We start from the raw sequence: 15,258 nt of genomic DNA on the forward strand, positions 1-15,258 counted from the left end.
ATGCTAAAATGCTAAGGAAGTCCGAAAAGTAAAGTGCCATCTCTGTGCGAAACAGAAGGTTGGATATGTGGAGGTATTCTTAGTGTTTTACTACTTAATCGCGATTTTTATTATTTTATTAGATCAATTTACTAAATGGTTGATTGTAAAGAACATGGATTTAGGGGAAAGTATACCGATTATTGATAATATTTTGTATATAACTTCTCATCGTAACCGTGGAGCTGCCTGGGGGATCCTACAGGGACAAATGTGGCTCTTTTATGTTATTACCATTGTTGTCATCGTAGCGATTATGTACTATCTTTACAAAGCTGCAAAGGGTAAGTGGTTATTAGGTGTTTCATTAGCATTTATGCTCGGCGGTGCAATTGGGAATTTTATTGATCGTGTCCTTCGGCAAGAAGTCGTAGATTTTATTCATACGTATATTTTTAGTTATAATTTTCCTGTCTTTAATATTGCCGATTCGGCTTTAGTAATTGGGGTCATTATGTTAATGATTCAAATGCTGCTAGATGAGAGAGAATCAAAGGAGAAATCTTATGGAGAAAATGGAACACACCATTCTTGAGGAACAAAAAGGTGATCGCATTGATAAAGTGATCTCTGGTTTAGACGAAGAATGGTCAAGAACACAGGTCCAGCAATGGATTAAAGATGGAAATGTTTTAGTAAATGGCCAATCCGTTAAAACGAATTATAAATGCAGTTTAAATGATGAAATTGAAATTACTATTCCAGATCCAGAAGATTTAAATGTCATACCAGAAGACCTCGATTTAGAAATATATTATGAAGATAAAGACGTTCTAGTCGTTAATAAGCCAAGAGGGATGGTCGTTCATCCAGCTCCTGGACACTTGACAGGTACTCTTGTAAATGGATTAATGGCACACTGTAAGGATTTATCCGGTATAAATGGAGTGCTCCGTCCAGGGATTGTTCATCGGATTGATAAAGATACCTCTGGATTGTTAATGGTGGCTAAGAATGATATGGCCCACGAGAGCCTTGTCAATCAATTGGTTAAAAAAACGGTTACGCGGAAGTATAAAGCCATTGTACATGGTGTTATTCCCCACGACTTTGGAACAATTGATGCACCACTTGGAAGGGATACAAGGGACCGTCAAAGTATGGCGGTTGTTGATAATGGTAAACATGCCGTTACCCATTTTCAAGTGTTGGAACGATTTAAGGACTTTACCTTTGTGGAGTGCCAATTAGAGACTGGCAGGACCCATCAAATTCGGGTTCACATGAAGTATATTGGTTATCCACTTGCTGGTGATCCAAAATATGGTCCGAAGAAAACATTGGATATTGACGGACAAGCGTTACACGCGGGTATTCTGGGGTTTGTCCATCCAAGGACAAACGAATATTTAGAATTTGAAGCCCCATTGCCAGAGGATTTTGAGGGGCAGCTAGATCTACTTCGAAATAATCGTTGACGCCAGCCCAGAATTAAGGTAAGATGACTATAGTTTAATAAGTCCTTTAATTCGGTCCCGTGAGGCTGAGAAGGAAACGGTTATGTATAAAGTCTTACTATGTCTTTATACTATAAAATTAACTCGTATACCTCTCATCCAGCCAGCGGTGAGAGGTTTTTTATTTTTAAAAAAAGAAGGTGTCATATGAGCCAAAAAGCACTAGTCCTAGATGAACAAGCAATTGGAAGGGCATTAACCAGGATTGCCCACCAAATTATTGAGAAGAATAAGGGCATCGATGATTGTATCCTCGTCGGCATACGCACAAGAGGCATTTTTCTTGCAGAACGTCTAGCAGCAAAAATTGAAGAGATTGAGGGGAAGTCCATTCCCGTTGGTGAAATCGACATTACCCTTTATCGCGATGATTTAACAAAAAAGACGGATAACCAAGAACCACTTGTGAAAGGGTCGGAAATTCCGGTGGAAATCAGCGATAAGAAAGTTATTCTTGTGGATGATGTATTATATACAGGCAGAACCGTTCGGGCAGGCCTGGACGCTTTAATTGACTTAGGCCGGCCGGCGGCGATTCAGCTTGCTGTCTTAGTGGACCGGGGTCACCGTGAGTTACCGATTAGAGCTGATTATGTGGGCAAGAATGTTCCGACTTCAAGTGATGAGAAAATTGTCGTAGAGTTGGCAGAAGTGGATACGGTAGATCAAGTAAGTATTTTTGACAAATAAATAGCAGCCCTTTTAAAAGGCAGTCCTGTGAGGCTGACAAAGGGGAAAGTGTCGTTCTCTTGATTTTTTTGGCGGCATAATCTAACCCTCTTTGTCCCTTTTAGGATAATGAGGGTTTTTTTATTGGGAGATGCAGAAAATAAATTAAACGATATTAAAAAGAGGGGAATATAGATGAATACAAAACCAATTTTAGACGTAAATGACATTCCAAAACCGGCCCAGTGGCTTACCTTAAGCTTGCAGCATTTATTCTCCATGTTTGGCGCAACCATACTTGTGCCGTATCTTATCGGCTTAAGTCCAGCACTTGCTTTAATTTCAAGTGGATTAGGGACGCTAGCCTTTCTCTTAATTACTAAAGGAACAGTACCCGCATACCTGGGCTCATCTTTCGCTTATATCGCCCCAATTAAAATTCTTTATGAAACAGGTGGAGCTGGTGCAGCAATGGTTGGTACCTTCATTGCTGGTCTAGTTTATGGCATTGTCGCTATAGTCATTAGCAAGTCAGGTCACCGCTGGATCATGAATTTATTGCCTCCAATTGTTGTAGGCCCTGTCATTATGGTTATCGGCCTGGCCATGTCTGGAAATGCTGTAGGAAACGCGATGAACAACGCGGCAGGCAAATATAGTATGATTCATTTCTCGGTAGCCCTTGTAACCTTGGCTGCGACCATCATTTTCTCGATCTACGCTAAGAAGATTTTAAGTGTCATTCCGATCTTGGCTGGGATTGTGATCGGTTATGTCTATGCACTCCTAGTAGGTATTGTCGATTTCACTCCAGTCCTAAAGGCACACTGGTTTGAAATGCCAGACTTCGTGATCCCATTTATCTCTTATAAATTGAAGTTTTCATGGGACATTGTCGCATTAGTAGTTCCAATAGCCATAGTAACTTTATCAGAACACATTGGTCACCAGCTGGTTCTTAGTAAGGTGGTAGGACGCGATTATATAAAAAACCCAGGTCTTCACCGTTCAATTTTAGGCGATGGAACAGCAACAATGATTTCAGCTTTCATTGGCGGTCCGCCAAAGACAACGTATGGTGAGAACATTGGGGTTTTAGCGATTACAAAAGTCTACAGTGTTTATGTGATTGCAGGTGCAGCCGTTCTTGCCATCATTTTTGGATTCATAGGAAAAGTCACGGCATTGATCCAAACTATACCGACCCCGGTAATGGGGGGAGTTTCCATCCTTCTCTTTGGAATTATCGCTTCATCAGGTTTAAGAATGTTAGTTGACAGTAAAATTGATTTCGGAAATAATCGTAACCTTGTGATTTCCTCCGTCATCCTTGTAATTGGAATTGGTGGAGCTATTGTGAAACTCCCTTTTAATATAGAGATTCAGGGGATGGCGTTGGCAGCAATCATTGGTGTTGTGTTAAACCTTATCCTGCCAGGAAGACAACTTGCAGATGAAAATATGTTTGAACAAGAAACGACTAATAATAAGAAAACAGCATAAGAACAAGATTAACCTTTTAAAGGAAGTCCAGAGAGGCTTATAAGGGTGTAATGCTTGAAACATAAGATGATGAAGAGATGATCTTCACCAACTTAGTTAAGTATGTTTTGCACCCTGATCCATAAGGACAGGGTGCTTTTTTATTGAAAATCAACATCTAACAGGAACACCATTCGTTTAAAAATGAAAGGCGGGGGATAGGATGTTAAATCACTTATTAACTACGAATGAGTTAAAGGTTGAGGAGATTCATCATCTTTTAACAGATGCGGAAAGCTTTAAAAAGGGTTTGAAATGGAAACCTAATACGCAAATGTTTACGGCTAACTTATTCTTTGAAGCGAGTACTAGAACGAAGAGCAGCTTCGAAATTGCTGAAAAGAGACTAGGGCTAGAGGTTATTCCATTTGAAGCATTAACATCCAGCGTTCAAAAAGGAGAAACACTGTACGATACGGTAAAAACGTTAGAATCAATTGGTGTTAATGCAGTGGTTATCCGGCATGAGAAGGACCGTTACTTTGATGAATTAGCAGGTAAAGTCAATATCCCAATTATTAATGGTGGAGATGGCTGCGGGCATCATCCAACGCAATCACTACTTGATTTACTGACAATCCAACAAGAATTCGGTGGGTTTTCAGGCTTGAAAATTGCCATCATCGGAGATATTCGGCATAGCCGCGTGGCTCGGTCTAATGCAGATGTTCTGACAAGACTGGGAGCGGAAGTGGTTTTTTCAGGACCACCGGAATGGTTTGATTTACGAAGTATAGATATTTCTAAATATAAACCTATTGATCAAGCCATCCAAGAATCAGATGTGGTGATGCTCCTTCGTGTTCAGCATGAGCGGCATCAACATAAAAGCAGCTTTACGGCGAGTGCATATCATAAACAATTTGGTCTTACATTAGAGAGAGAAAAGATGATGAAGCCAAGGAGTATCATCATGCATCCTGCTCCAGTAAACAGAAATGTTGAAATTGCTGATAGTCTCGTAGAATGCAAACGATCTAGAATATTCAAGCAAATGGAAAACGGAGTTTACGTTAGAATGGCAGCAATTAAAAGGTCTATCGAAAGTTTAGAAGGGGGAAAACAATATGAAACTACTTATTCAGAACGCATGTTACATAGCATTTAATGGAGAGGCAAAACACGCAGACATTTTAATAGAAGATGGGATCATTACAAAGATTGAAGGAAAAATCGAAGCGGTTGTGGATCGGACAGTGAACGCAGAAGGAAAATTAGTTTCACCAGGATTTATCGACCTACATGTACACCTGCGTGAACCAGGCGGCGAAAAAAAGGAAACCATCGCCACTGGAACTCAAGCAGCAGCAAGAGGCGGATTTACCACCATTGCCAACATGCCAAACACAAGACCGGTGCCTGACACCATTAATAATATGGAGGACTTACAAAAGCGGATAAAGGAAACAGCAAAGGTAAGGGTCCTTCCGTATGCGTCGATTACCATTCGGCAGCTGGGGCAGGAGTTGACGGACTTTGCAGGGCTGAAAGATCTTGGAGCGTTTGCCTTTACGGATGACGGGGTTGGTGTACAGTCCGCCAGTATGATGCTTGCGGCGATGCGTAAAGCGGCAGCGCTTGACATGGCAATTGTCGCACACTGCGAAGAAAATACATTAATCAATAAGGGCTCCGTCCATGATGGCTCATTTGCCAAACAGCACGGATTGAATGGAATCCCATCCATCTGCGAATCGGTTCAAATTGCACGAGATGTTCTGTTAGCAGAAGCAGCGGACTGCCACTATCATATCTGCCATATCAGCACAAAGGAATCTGTTCGGGTTGTCAGAGATGCCAAGCGAGCAGGTATTAAGGTAACAGCAGAGGTAACGCCGCACCACCTATTGTTATCACAAGACGATATTCTTGGCCTTGATACAAACTTCAAAATGAATCCACCGCTTCGCGATGCTGAAGACCGCAAAGCCTTAATTGAAGGACTCCTGGACGGCACAATCGATTTTATTGCAACCGATCATGCACCACATACAGCAGAAGAAAAAAGTGAAGGAATGGTTCTAGCACCTTTTGGCATTGTGGGACTTGAAACAGCGTTCCCGCTTCTTTATACCCACTTTGTCTTAAAGAATATCATCACACTCGAACAGTTAATTGAGTATTTAACAGTCAAACCAGCTGCAGCATTTGGACTGCCCTACGGAAAAATCGAGGTGGGTGCACCTGCTGATTTAGTATTGTTGAACTTAGAGGAAGAACGTGCGATTAACACAGAGGAATTTTTATCAAAAGGAAAAAATACACCATTTGGTGGTTGGAAATGTAAGGGATGGCCTGAATTGACAATTGCCAAAGGAGAAATTGCATGGGAAAAAGGACGTGTGTTGGTATGAAAAAACAGCTCATTTTAGAAGACGGCACTATTTTTATCGGCAAAGGCTTCGGCAGTGATACGGAAACAATCGGCGAAGTGGTTTTTAATACAGGGATGACCGGCTACCAAGAAATCATTTCAGACCCATCCTACTGCGGACAGATTGTCACACTTACATATCCATTAATCGGAAATTACGGAATTAACCGTGATGATTTCGAATCCATCAACCCGGCCATCAAGGGTTTAATTGTGAAAGAAGCAGCGGACTTCCCGTCGAATTGGCGAAACGAGTACACCTTAGATGAATACTTTGACATGAAAAAGATTCCGGGGATTGCCGGAATTGATACACGTAAATTGACACGGATCATCCGTGAGCACGGGACATTAAAAGGGACAATCTGCAATATGGAAAAGGATCCCTTTGAGATTTTGAATCAGTTACGGAAAGTTGAATTGCCGATAAATCAGGTTAAACAAGTTTCCACTAAAAATGCCTATCCAAGTCCAGGTCGCGGCAAGCGGGTTGTCCTTGTTGATTTTGGAATGAAGCACGGAATCTTACGAGAACTAAACCATCGGGATTGTGATGTCATTGTGGTCCCATACCATACAACAGCAGAGGAAATTCTTCAATTACGACCAGATGGAATTATGCTCTCTAATGGACCTGGGGATCCAAAAGATGTTCCGGAAGCAATCGATATGTTAAAAGGGGTATTAGGCAGAGTGCCATTGTTTGGAATTTGTCTAGGTCATCAGTTGTTTGCACTAGCGTGTGGAGCCAATACAGAAAAAATGAAATTTGGCCATCGCGGTTCGAACCACCCTGTTAAAGACTTAGCAACTGGGAAAGTAGCGATCACCTCTCAAAACCATGGCTATACGGTTGATGAAGGATCTATAAAGAATACTAGATTAGAAGTTACACACATCGCGGTAAACGACGGAACGGTTGAAGGACTAAAACATTTAGATTATCCAGCATTCACCGTTCAATATCATCCAGAAGCATCTCCAGGACCTGAAGATGCGAACAGTTTATTTAATCAGTTCTTAACGTTGATGGAAGACAACAAACAGGAGGTTACAACTCATGCCTAAACGTAGAGATATTCATTCCATATTAGTAATTGGATCTGGACCCATTGTGATTGGGCAGGCAGCAGAATTTGACTATGCGGGAACCCAAGCCTGTATCGCTTTAAAAGAAGAGGGATACCGTGTTATTTTAGTAAACTCAAATCCAGCCACAATCATGACAGATACAGAAATTGCAGATGCCGTTTATATCGAGCCCTTGACGGTCGAATTTGTCAGCAGAATCATTCGTAAAGAACGTCCCGATGCGCTGCTTGCAACACTTGGAGGACAGACAGGTCTTAATTTAGCTGTAGATTTAACAAAATCAGGAGTTCTAGCTGAATGCGAGGTTGAAATTCTTGGAACAAAACTTTCAGCAATTAATCAAGCCGAGGACCGTGACCTTTTCCGAAATCTGATGAATGAACTTAATGAACCAGTGCCAGACAGTGAAATTATCCATGAATTAGCGGAAGCAAAGGCATTTGTTGAAAAAATCGGCTTCCCTGTCATCGTCCGTCCTGCTTTCACCTTAGGCGGTACTGGCGGCGGTATTTGTCATAACGACGAGGAACTAGAAGAAATTATTACAAGTGGACTCAAGCACAGCCCGGTGAACCAATGTCTGCTAGAAAAAAGTATCGCTGGCTTTAAGGAAATCGAATATGAAGTGATGCGTGATGGAAATGATAATGCGATTGTCGTTTGTAATATGGAAAACATTGATCCAGTCGGCGTTCATACAGGAGATTCCATTGTCGTAGCCCCAAGCCAAACATTAAGTGATCGTGAATATCAGCTGCTGCGAAATGTTTCGTTAAAAATAATTCGTGCCTTAGGAATTGAAGGAGGCTGCAATGTTCAGCTTGCCTTGGATCCAGACAGCTTCCATTACTATATTATTGAGGTAAATCCACGTGTTAGCCGTTCTTCGGCACTAGCGTCAAAAGCAACAGGATATCCTATTGCTAAACTTGCAGCCAAAATCGCGGTCGGTTTAACACTCGATGAAATGTTGAACCCGGTAACAGGAAAAACCTACGCGAGTTTTGAGCCTGCACTAGATTATATCGTTACCAAAATCCCAAGATGGCCGTTTGACAAGTTTGAATCAGGTAACCGCTCCCTTGGAACGCAAATGAAAGCAACAGGCGAGATCATGGCGATTGGCCGTACTTTTGAAGAATCCTTATTGAAAGCAATCCGGTCACTTGAAGCAGGCGTCTACCATTTCGAATTAAACGACGCTGGTGAGATCGATGATGAATTACTTGAGAAGCGGATTCGTAAAGCAGGGGATGAGCGACTCTTTTATATCGCAGAAGGGTTAAAACGTGGATTAACGATAGAAACCATTCATCAATGGAGTAAAATTGATTTATTTTTCCTTAAGAAAATGGAAGGAATCATCAACTTGGAGAGGCTCATAGCAGCTAATCCATTTGACAAAGAAGTATTGTATGAGGCAAAACAAAGAGGCTTTACTGATAAAAAGATTGCGGAACTGTGGAATGGAATTGAACAAGATGTGAGGTCCTTTAGAAAAAATCACGGAATGATTCCTGTGTATAAAATGGTTGATACATGTGCTGCTGAATTTGAATCGGCAACCCCTTATTACTATGGGACCTATGAAGAGGAAAATGAATCGGTTGTATCAGCAAGAAAGAGTGTCATAGTACTTGGTTCCGGTCCAATCCGTATCGGTCAAGGGATTGAGTTTGACTATGCGACAGTCCATTCCGTAAAAGCAATCAAGGAAGCAGGGTACGAAGCGATTATCATTAACAATAATCCGGAAACAGTATCCACTGATTTTAGCATATCCGATAAGCTTTACTTTGAGCCACTTACAATAGAAGATGTCATGAGCATTATTGAGTTGGAGAAACCAATTGGTGTGGTGGTTCAATTTGGCGGTCAAACGGCTATCAATCTTGCTGCAGATCTTGCTGAAAATGGTGTGAAAATACTTGGAACAAGTCTTGAAGATTTAGACCGTGCCGAGAATAGAGATAAATTTGAACAGGCTTTAGATTATTTAAACATCCCGCAGCCGTTAGGAAAAACAGCATTGTCAGTAGACGAAGCACTAGTCATTGCAACGAAAATCGGTTATCCCGTTCTTGTCCGTCCATCGTATGTGTTAGGCGGCAGGGCAATGGAAATCGTCTATCATGAGGAAGAACTGCTTCATTACATGAAAAATGCAGTTAAAATAAATCCTGAACACCCAGTCTTAATTGACCGTTACTTAACAGGTAAAGAAATTGAAGTAGATGCCATCTGTGATGGTGAAAGTGTCTTGATTCCTGGAATCATGGAGCACATAGAACGTGCTGGAGTTCACTCTGGTGACTCGATTGCTGTATATCCACCGCAAACCTTATCAGAGTCAGTAAAACAAACTTTGGTCGACTATACAGAAAAATTGGCAAAAGGGCTGAACATTATTGGATTATTAAATATTCAGTATGTAATAGCAGATAATCAGGTTTATGTGATTGAGGTAAACCCAAGATCAAGCCGGACAGTGCCATTTTTAAGTAAAATCACGAATATACCGATGGCAATAATAGCAACGAAAGCCATATTAGGAGAATCCATTCTCAATCAAGGGTATATTCCAGGTCTTGTCACGGAAAAAGAAGGGGTATTTGTCAAGGTTCCGGTTTTCTCTTTTGCAAAGCTTAAAAGTGTGGATATTACACTTGGGCCGGAAATGAAGTCTACTGGTGAAGTCATGGGTAAGGATGTCACACTTGAAAAAGCACTTTATAAAGGATTGGTAGCATCAGGTATGAACATCCACAAGTTTGGCACTGTGTTGTTTACGGTTTCCGATAAAGATAAACAGGAAGCTTTAAAGCTTGCGAAACGATTTTCTGCGAACGGATATCGGTTAATGGCAACGAGTGGGACGGCTGCGATTCTAGAGTCCGCAGGTCTGCAAGTAAAAGTGGTCGGGAAAATTGGATCTGATGGGAAGACACTTTTGGACGTCATCCATCATGGCGAGGCACAATTTATCATTAATACTTTGACTAAAGGAAAACAACCCGAACGTGATGGGTTTAGAATTCGCCGTGAAGCGGTTGAAAATGGAGTACCATGTTTAACTTCCTTAGACACTGCAGCTGCCATTTTAAAAGTAATCGAATCCATGAACTTCTCTGCAGAAGCAATGAATGCAGGACAAAAGGAGGCTGTTTTTGCATGATAAGTAAAGAGTTGTGCAAAATTCACAGTCAAGAAGAAATTGCAGCAAACATTTATGAACTTACTATAACCGGTGAATTGTTCGGTCAAATTAGTGCGCCAGGTCAGTTCCTGCACCTGCGCATACCCAATTCACTTTTAAGAAGACCTATTAGTATATCTTCTTATGATCAAGATAAACTGCAAGTGACAATGATTTACCGCAAGGAAGGAAAAGGGACTCAGGCGCTGGCAAAGATGGTCCCAGGGATGGTCATCGACATGCTTGGTCCGCTGGGGAATGGCTTTCCTGTTGATGAGATGAACCCCGGGGAAACAGCACTGTTAGTTGGCGGCGGCATTGGTATTCCACCCCTTTACCAACTATCTAAGCAATTAGTTGAAAAAGGTGTAAAGGTCATTCATGTCCTTGGTTTCCAAACGAAAGCAGCTGTCTTTTATGAAAAAGAATTCTTACAGTATGGAGAAACCTTTGTAACAACTGTCGATGGTTCATATGGAACAAAAGGGTTTGTGACAGATGTAATCCGAGACTTACAGTTTGATAGTATCTATACATGCGGACCAACCCCAATGTTAAAGGCAATTGAAACAAATTATTCTGATAGAAAAGTATTTTTATCGCTGGAAGAACGAATGGGCTGCGGTGTCGGTGCTTGCTTCGCCTGTGTTTGTAAAAGTAATGAAAATCCTTCAGGAGTTTCCTATAAAAAAGTATGCAGCGATGGACCTGTTTTTCGCGCCGGGGAGGTATTAATTTGAATCGTTTGAACATCGAGTTACCAGGTTTATCACTTAAAAATCCCATCATGCCTGCTTCGGGCTGTTTTGGGTTTGGCCGGGAGTATAGTCAATTTTACGATTTGGACGTATTAGGCGCCATCATGATTAAAGCAACCACCCAAGAGCCTAGGTTTGGCAACCCAACACCAAGGGTCGCCGAAACGTCGGCTGGAATGTTAAATGCGATTGGCTTGCAAAATCCAGGACTTGAAAAGGTCCTCGGTGAGGAATTGCCTTGGCTGTCACAATATGACGTCCCGATTATTGCAAACGTGGCAGGTTCATTTGAAGAGGATTATATTGCAGTTGCACGCAGTATTTCAACAGCCCCCAATGTTCATGCCTTGGAACTTAATATATCTTGTCCGAATGTAAAAACGGGCGGAATTGCATTTGGGACAATCCCCGAAGTGGCTGAGCAATTAACCAGGAAGGTAAAAGAAGTTTCGCAAGTGCCAGTGTATGTTAAGCTGTCCCCTAATGTCACAAATATTGTAGAAATGGCAAAGGCAGTTGAAGCAGGTGGGGCGGATGGACTGACCATGATCAATACCCTTGTAGGCATGAGGCTTGATTTAAAAACGGGTAAACCCATTCTTGCTAATCGGACGGGCGGTTTGTCGGGACCAGCGATAAAGCCGGTCGCTATTCGAATGATCTATGAAGTCAGCCAAGCAGTAGAGATACCGATTATTGGGATGGGGGGAATTGAGTCGGCGGCAGACGCAATGGAGTTTTTCTATGCAGGAGCGAGTGCCGTAGCAGTTGGAACGGCCAATTTTGTGGATCCATTCATTTGCCCAACCATAATAGAGGAATTACCATCACTCGTTGAATCCTTAGGATTTGATCATATCTCTGAGTGTATAGGAAGGAGCTGGAACCAACATGAACAATTCTCTTATCATCGCGCTTGATTTCGCAAGTGGCAAGGAAGTAACCCATTTTTTAGAATATTTTCAGGGCGAGAACCTTTTTGTAAAAGTGGGTATGGAGTTATTTTATCAGGAAGGCCCTTCCATCATTCATTTGTTAAAAGAACAAGGGCATCGAATTTTTTTAGATTTAAAGCTTCATGATATCCCTAATACGGTAAAGAGTGCAATGAAAGGTCTTGCCCGCCTTGAATGTGATTTGGTTAATGTGCATGCAGCTGGGGGAAAAGAAATGATGGAGGCGGCACTTGAAGGGCTGGAGGCAGGAACAACAGCAGGAAGGAAACGCCCTGATTGTATCGCTGTTACCCAATTAACCAGCACATCGGAGGCACAAATGAACCAAGAACAGCTAATTCCTGTGTCATTACAACAATCCGTTCTACATTATGCCGCGTTAACGAAGGAAGCCGGCTTAGATGGTGTAGTGTGTTCTGCATGGGAAGCAGAGTCCATTCGTGGGAATGTTAGTTCATCTTTTTTAACGGTATGCCCTGGAATTAGGATGTCGGCTGAACAAGCAGTGGATCAAAAACGTGTGGCAACACCGGAATTCGCAAGAAATGCGGGGGTAAGTGCAATTGTAGTAGGCCGTTCGATTACAAGATCACAAGACCCGTTAAAAACCTATCAAAAATGGATGGAAGCTTGGAAAGGGGTCAGATTATGAAACATATAATAGCTGAGAAATTACTGGAAATTAATGCGGTGGCTTTAAGACCACAGGAACCATTTACTTGGGCATCAGGACTTCGTTCCCCCATTTATTGCGATAATCGTCTCACTTTATCGTACACGAACATTAGAAGAGAGATTGCTGCTGGATTACAAAAACTGATTCTCGAAAACTTCCCAAAAACGGATGTAATTGCTGGAACCGCAACAGCAGGGATTCCGCATGCTGCATGGGTTAGTGAGCGAATGGATTTACCAATGTGCTATGTTCGCTCAAAAGCAAAAGATCATGGAAAAGGAAATCAGATTGAAGGCAGAGTGGAACCGGGGCAAAAGGTAGTTGTTATCGAGGATCTTATTTCAACAGGGGGTAGTGTGATTACAGCCGTTCAGGCATTAAGAGAAGCTGGCTGTGAAGTGCTGGGGGTTGTGTCAATCTTTACATATGGGCTTGAAAAGGGTAAACAGTTACTACATGGAGAAAATATTACTAGTTTTTCACTAACGGATTTTGCAACTTTAATAGAGGTAGCCATCTCTAAAGGTTACGTTAGTGCTGAAAATCAAGAAAGTCTGCTGTTATGGAGCAAAGACCCGGCCGTTTGGAGTAAAAAGTTCGAGGAAAACGATTCGCTGATAAAATCGGAAATTCGCTGATAAATTTTAAAATCCGCTGATAAACTTTAAAATTCTCTCTAAAAATAAAAACGAGGATGTCCTAAACAGCAGGACATCCTCTAGTTTCCTCTATTTCTTCAATTTCAACACTAATTCTTCATCAGGAGTAACATAAACGGTCTGCTGATTATCATAAATGACAAATCCAGGCTTGGCACCATTAGGTTTTTTTACAAAGCGGACCTTTGTATAGTCTACAGGAACCGAACTGGAATTCCGTGCCTTACTGTAATATGCGGCCAACATGGCAGCCTCCCGAATCGTTTCATCGGATGGCTCTTTGCTGCGAATAACCACATGCGACCCAGGAATATCTTTCGTATGAAACCAAATTTCATCCCGCGCAGCCAGCTTGTTAGTCAAATAATCATTTTGTTTATTATTTTTTCCAACAATAATTTCTGTCCCATCTGAGGAAGTAAAGTGATCTAGAACAGGTTTGGTATTTTGCGCTTTTTTGCTATTTCGTTTTTGACGTTCGCGAATATAACCGCCCTCTACTAATTCTTCACGGATTTCTTGAATATCCTTAGGAGAGGCTGCTTGCACCTGCTGAAGTAAATTGTCAAAATAAGCAACTTCAGCAACTGCTAGATTAATTTGTTCCATTACCACTGCCACCGCATTTTTTGCTTTTTGGTATTTAGAAAAATACTTTTGAGCGTTTTCAGATGGTGTCTTCCGTGGATTTAGAGGAATGGTGATCAATCCACCATCTTCATCATAGTAATTAACAACCTCAATTTCCTGCATACCTTTTTTAGCAGCATATAAATTTGCCGTTAACAGCTCACCATAAAGTTGATATTGGTCTGCCTTTTCAGCTTCTTTTAACGTGCCTTGAAGTTTATCAATTTTCTTTTCATTCTTTTCTTTTTCATTACTAATTAAGCGTTCAATATCAGTTCCCTGCTGTTTTACCCGATCCCTTTCTGCTTTTCCAAAGTAATAACGGTCCAACATTTCACTGAGTGTGGTGAAGGTCTTGACTTCACCTTTTACATGTTCAAGCGGAAATAAATAAAAAGAATCTTTACCGCCTGCAGTCATGATGGAGGGAACAATTTCTCCACTGGCTATCTTGTGAATCAAACGAATAAACGTTGGGGGAACGGTGGTACGATTAGCAAGACCGCTCTGATAAATCACTTCCTTTGCAAAAAGCGGCGAGGTACCTGCGAAATGCTCTACGAGTTGTTTATCAAGCTTCCCGGCATTAAAATCAAGTTTTTGCAAAACATCTTCTTCACTTGCTTCAAATGGGTTTGCCTTGTGTTGTTCTGGTGGAAATATGTACGGCTGCCCGGGCAAAATAGCTCGATAGCTGTTTACAGCAAAGGAAACATGCTTAATGCTATCTAAAATGACATGCCGGGTTTTATCAACCAAAACAATATTGCTATGTCTCCCCATAATTTCAACAATGAGTTGTTTAAAGCTGATATCCCCTATTTCATTCCGGCCCTTGATTTCAAATATGATCATCCGGTCATTATTGACCTGATAAACATCCTCTAAAATATGACCTTCGATATGCTTTCTGAGCAGCATGCAGAACATGGGCGGCTCACTTGGATTATCATATGCTTCATTTGTGAATTGAACCCGTGCATAGCTTGGGTGTGCTGATAAGAGCAGCTTTTGATTGACTCCGTTCGCACGGATGGTGAGAATCACTTCATTTTTATAGGGTTGGTGCACCTTGTTGATCCGTCCGCCTTTTAAAGAACGTACAAGTTCATCAACCATTGCTTTTGTAAATAAACCATCAAATGACATGGAAAACATCCTTTTCTAAAAACATATCCTCATTATATCCTACTTCATTAAAATCTGTCTT

Annotated in this window: 13 protein-coding genes; 12 read left to right on the forward strand and 1 reads right to left on the reverse strand. The window is 41.5% G+C overall.

What is annotated here, in order from left to right:
• Positions 1-82 precede the first annotated feature (82 nt).
• From lspA to pyrE, 12 genes are all read left to right on the forward strand, one after another.
• Positions 83-574 (forward strand): signal peptidase II, encoded by a 492-nt coding sequence (lspA, locus tag AC4E8C_RS07900; protein WP_490211566.1) that lies wholly within the window; start codon positions 83-85, stop codon positions 572-574.
• A complete protein-coding gene (locus AC4E8C_RS07905; RefSeq protein ID WP_490211567.1) occupies positions 546-1,457 on the forward strand; it encodes an RluA family pseudouridine synthase in 912 nt (303 codons plus the stop codon). Before lspA ends, AC4E8C_RS07905 begins: the two co-directional genes overlap by 29 nt.
• A 186-nt stretch (positions 1,458-1,643) precedes the next feature.
• The gene (gene pyrR / locus AC4E8C_RS07910) at positions 1,644-2,186 is read left to right on the forward strand and encodes a bifunctional pyr operon transcriptional regulator/uracil phosphoribosyltransferase PyrR (protein WP_490211568.1); all 543 of its coding nucleotides are present in this window, start codon (positions 1,644-1,646) and stop codon (positions 2,184-2,186) included.
• A 174-nt stretch (positions 2,187-2,360) separates the two neighbouring features.
• Entirely contained in the window at positions 2,361-3,668 is a 1,308-nt protein-coding gene (locus tag AC4E8C_RS07915; RefSeq protein ID WP_490211569.1) for a solute carrier family 23 protein, read from the forward strand.
• Between the two features lie 202 nt (positions 3,669-3,870).
• Complete coding sequence (locus AC4E8C_RS07920) at positions 3,871-4,815, forward strand: aspartate carbamoyltransferase catalytic subunit (RefSeq protein ID WP_490211570.1); 945 nt, start codon at positions 3,871-3,873, stop codon at positions 4,813-4,815.
• Positions 4,775-6,061, forward strand: a complete 1,287-nt coding sequence (gene pyrC, locus AC4E8C_RS07925; RefSeq protein ID WP_490211571.1) for a dihydroorotase — start codon at positions 4,775-4,777, stop codon at positions 6,059-6,061. Before AC4E8C_RS07920 ends, pyrC begins: the two co-directional genes overlap by 41 nt.
• Complete coding sequence (locus tag AC4E8C_RS07930) at positions 6,058-7,149, forward strand: carbamoyl phosphate synthase small subunit (protein WP_490212499.1); 1,092 nt, start codon at positions 6,058-6,060, stop codon at positions 7,147-7,149. Before pyrC ends, AC4E8C_RS07930 begins: the two co-directional genes overlap by 4 nt.
• Positions 7,142-10,348: a carbamoyl-phosphate synthase large subunit gene (gene carB, locus AC4E8C_RS07935; protein ID WP_490211572.1), complete on the forward strand. Its 3,207-nt coding sequence runs from the start codon at positions 7,142-7,144 to the stop codon at positions 10,346-10,348. Before AC4E8C_RS07930 ends, carB begins: the two co-directional genes overlap by 8 nt.
• Positions 10,345-11,109: a dihydroorotate dehydrogenase electron transfer subunit gene (locus AC4E8C_RS07940; RefSeq protein WP_490211573.1), complete on the forward strand. Its 765-nt coding sequence runs from the start codon at positions 10,345-10,347 to the stop codon at positions 11,107-11,109. Before carB ends, AC4E8C_RS07940 begins: the two co-directional genes overlap by 4 nt.
• A complete protein-coding gene (locus AC4E8C_RS07945) occupies positions 11,106-12,047 on the forward strand; it encodes a dihydroorotate dehydrogenase (protein WP_490211574.1) in 942 nt (313 codons plus the stop codon). Before AC4E8C_RS07940 ends, AC4E8C_RS07945 begins: the two co-directional genes overlap by 4 nt.
• The gene (pyrF, locus tag AC4E8C_RS07950; RefSeq protein ID WP_490211575.1) at positions 12,019-12,735 is read left to right on the forward strand and encodes an orotidine-5'-phosphate decarboxylase; all 717 of its coding nucleotides are present in this window, start codon (positions 12,019-12,021) and stop codon (positions 12,733-12,735) included. Before AC4E8C_RS07945 ends, pyrF begins: the two co-directional genes overlap by 29 nt.
• The gene (gene pyrE / locus AC4E8C_RS07955; protein WP_490211576.1) at positions 12,732-13,397 is read left to right on the forward strand and encodes an orotate phosphoribosyltransferase; all 666 of its coding nucleotides are present in this window, start codon (positions 12,732-12,734) and stop codon (positions 13,395-13,397) included. The genes pyrF and pyrE overlap by 4 nt, the downstream gene beginning before the upstream one ends.
• 90 nt (positions 13,398-13,487) lie before the next feature.
• Here pyrE and AC4E8C_RS07960 read toward each other — a convergent pair whose 3' ends face one another.
• Complete coding sequence (locus tag AC4E8C_RS07960; RefSeq protein WP_490211577.1) at positions 13,488-15,197, reverse strand: Rqc2 family fibronectin-binding protein; 1,710 nt, start codon at positions 15,195-15,197, stop codon at positions 13,488-13,490.
• Positions 15,198-15,258 lie beyond the last annotated feature (61 nt).

Source organism: Neobacillus sp. SRL179, from assembly GCF_984799095.1.

Coding starts and splice junctions, on each gene's coding strand:
- AC4E8C_RS07905 (WP_490211567.1), top strand. CDS start 546: ATGGAGAAAATGGAACACACCATTCTTGAGGAACAAAAAGGTGATCGC.
- pyrR (WP_490211568.1), top strand. CDS start 1,644: ATGAGCCAAAAAGCACTAGTCCTAGATGAACAAGCAATTGGAAGGGCA.
- AC4E8C_RS07915 (WP_490211569.1), top strand. CDS start 2,361: ATGAATACAAAACCAATTTTAGACGTAAATGACATTCCAAAACCGGCC.
- AC4E8C_RS07920 (WP_490211570.1), top strand. CDS start 3,871: ATGTTAAATCACTTATTAACTACGAATGAGTTAAAGGTTGAGGAGATT.
- pyrC (WP_490211571.1), top strand. CDS start 4,775: ATGAAACTACTTATTCAGAACGCATGTTACATAGCATTTAATGGAGAG.
- AC4E8C_RS07930 (WP_490212499.1), top strand. CDS start 6,058: ATGAAAAAACAGCTCATTTTAGAAGACGGCACTATTTTTATCGGCAAA.
- carB (WP_490211572.1), top strand. CDS start 7,142: ATGCCTAAACGTAGAGATATTCATTCCATATTAGTAATTGGATCTGGA.
- AC4E8C_RS07940 (WP_490211573.1), top strand. CDS start 10,345: ATGATAAGTAAAGAGTTGTGCAAAATTCACAGTCAAGAAGAAATTGCA.
- pyrF (WP_490211575.1), top strand. CDS start 12,019: ATGAACAATTCTCTTATCATCGCGCTTGATTTCGCAAGTGGCAAGGAA.
- pyrE (WP_490211576.1), top strand. CDS start 12,732: ATGAAACATATAATAGCTGAGAAATTACTGGAAATTAATGCGGTGGCT.
- AC4E8C_RS07960 (WP_490211577.1), bottom strand. CDS start 15,197: ATGTCATTTGATGGTTTATTTACAAAAGCAATGGTTGATGAACTTGTA.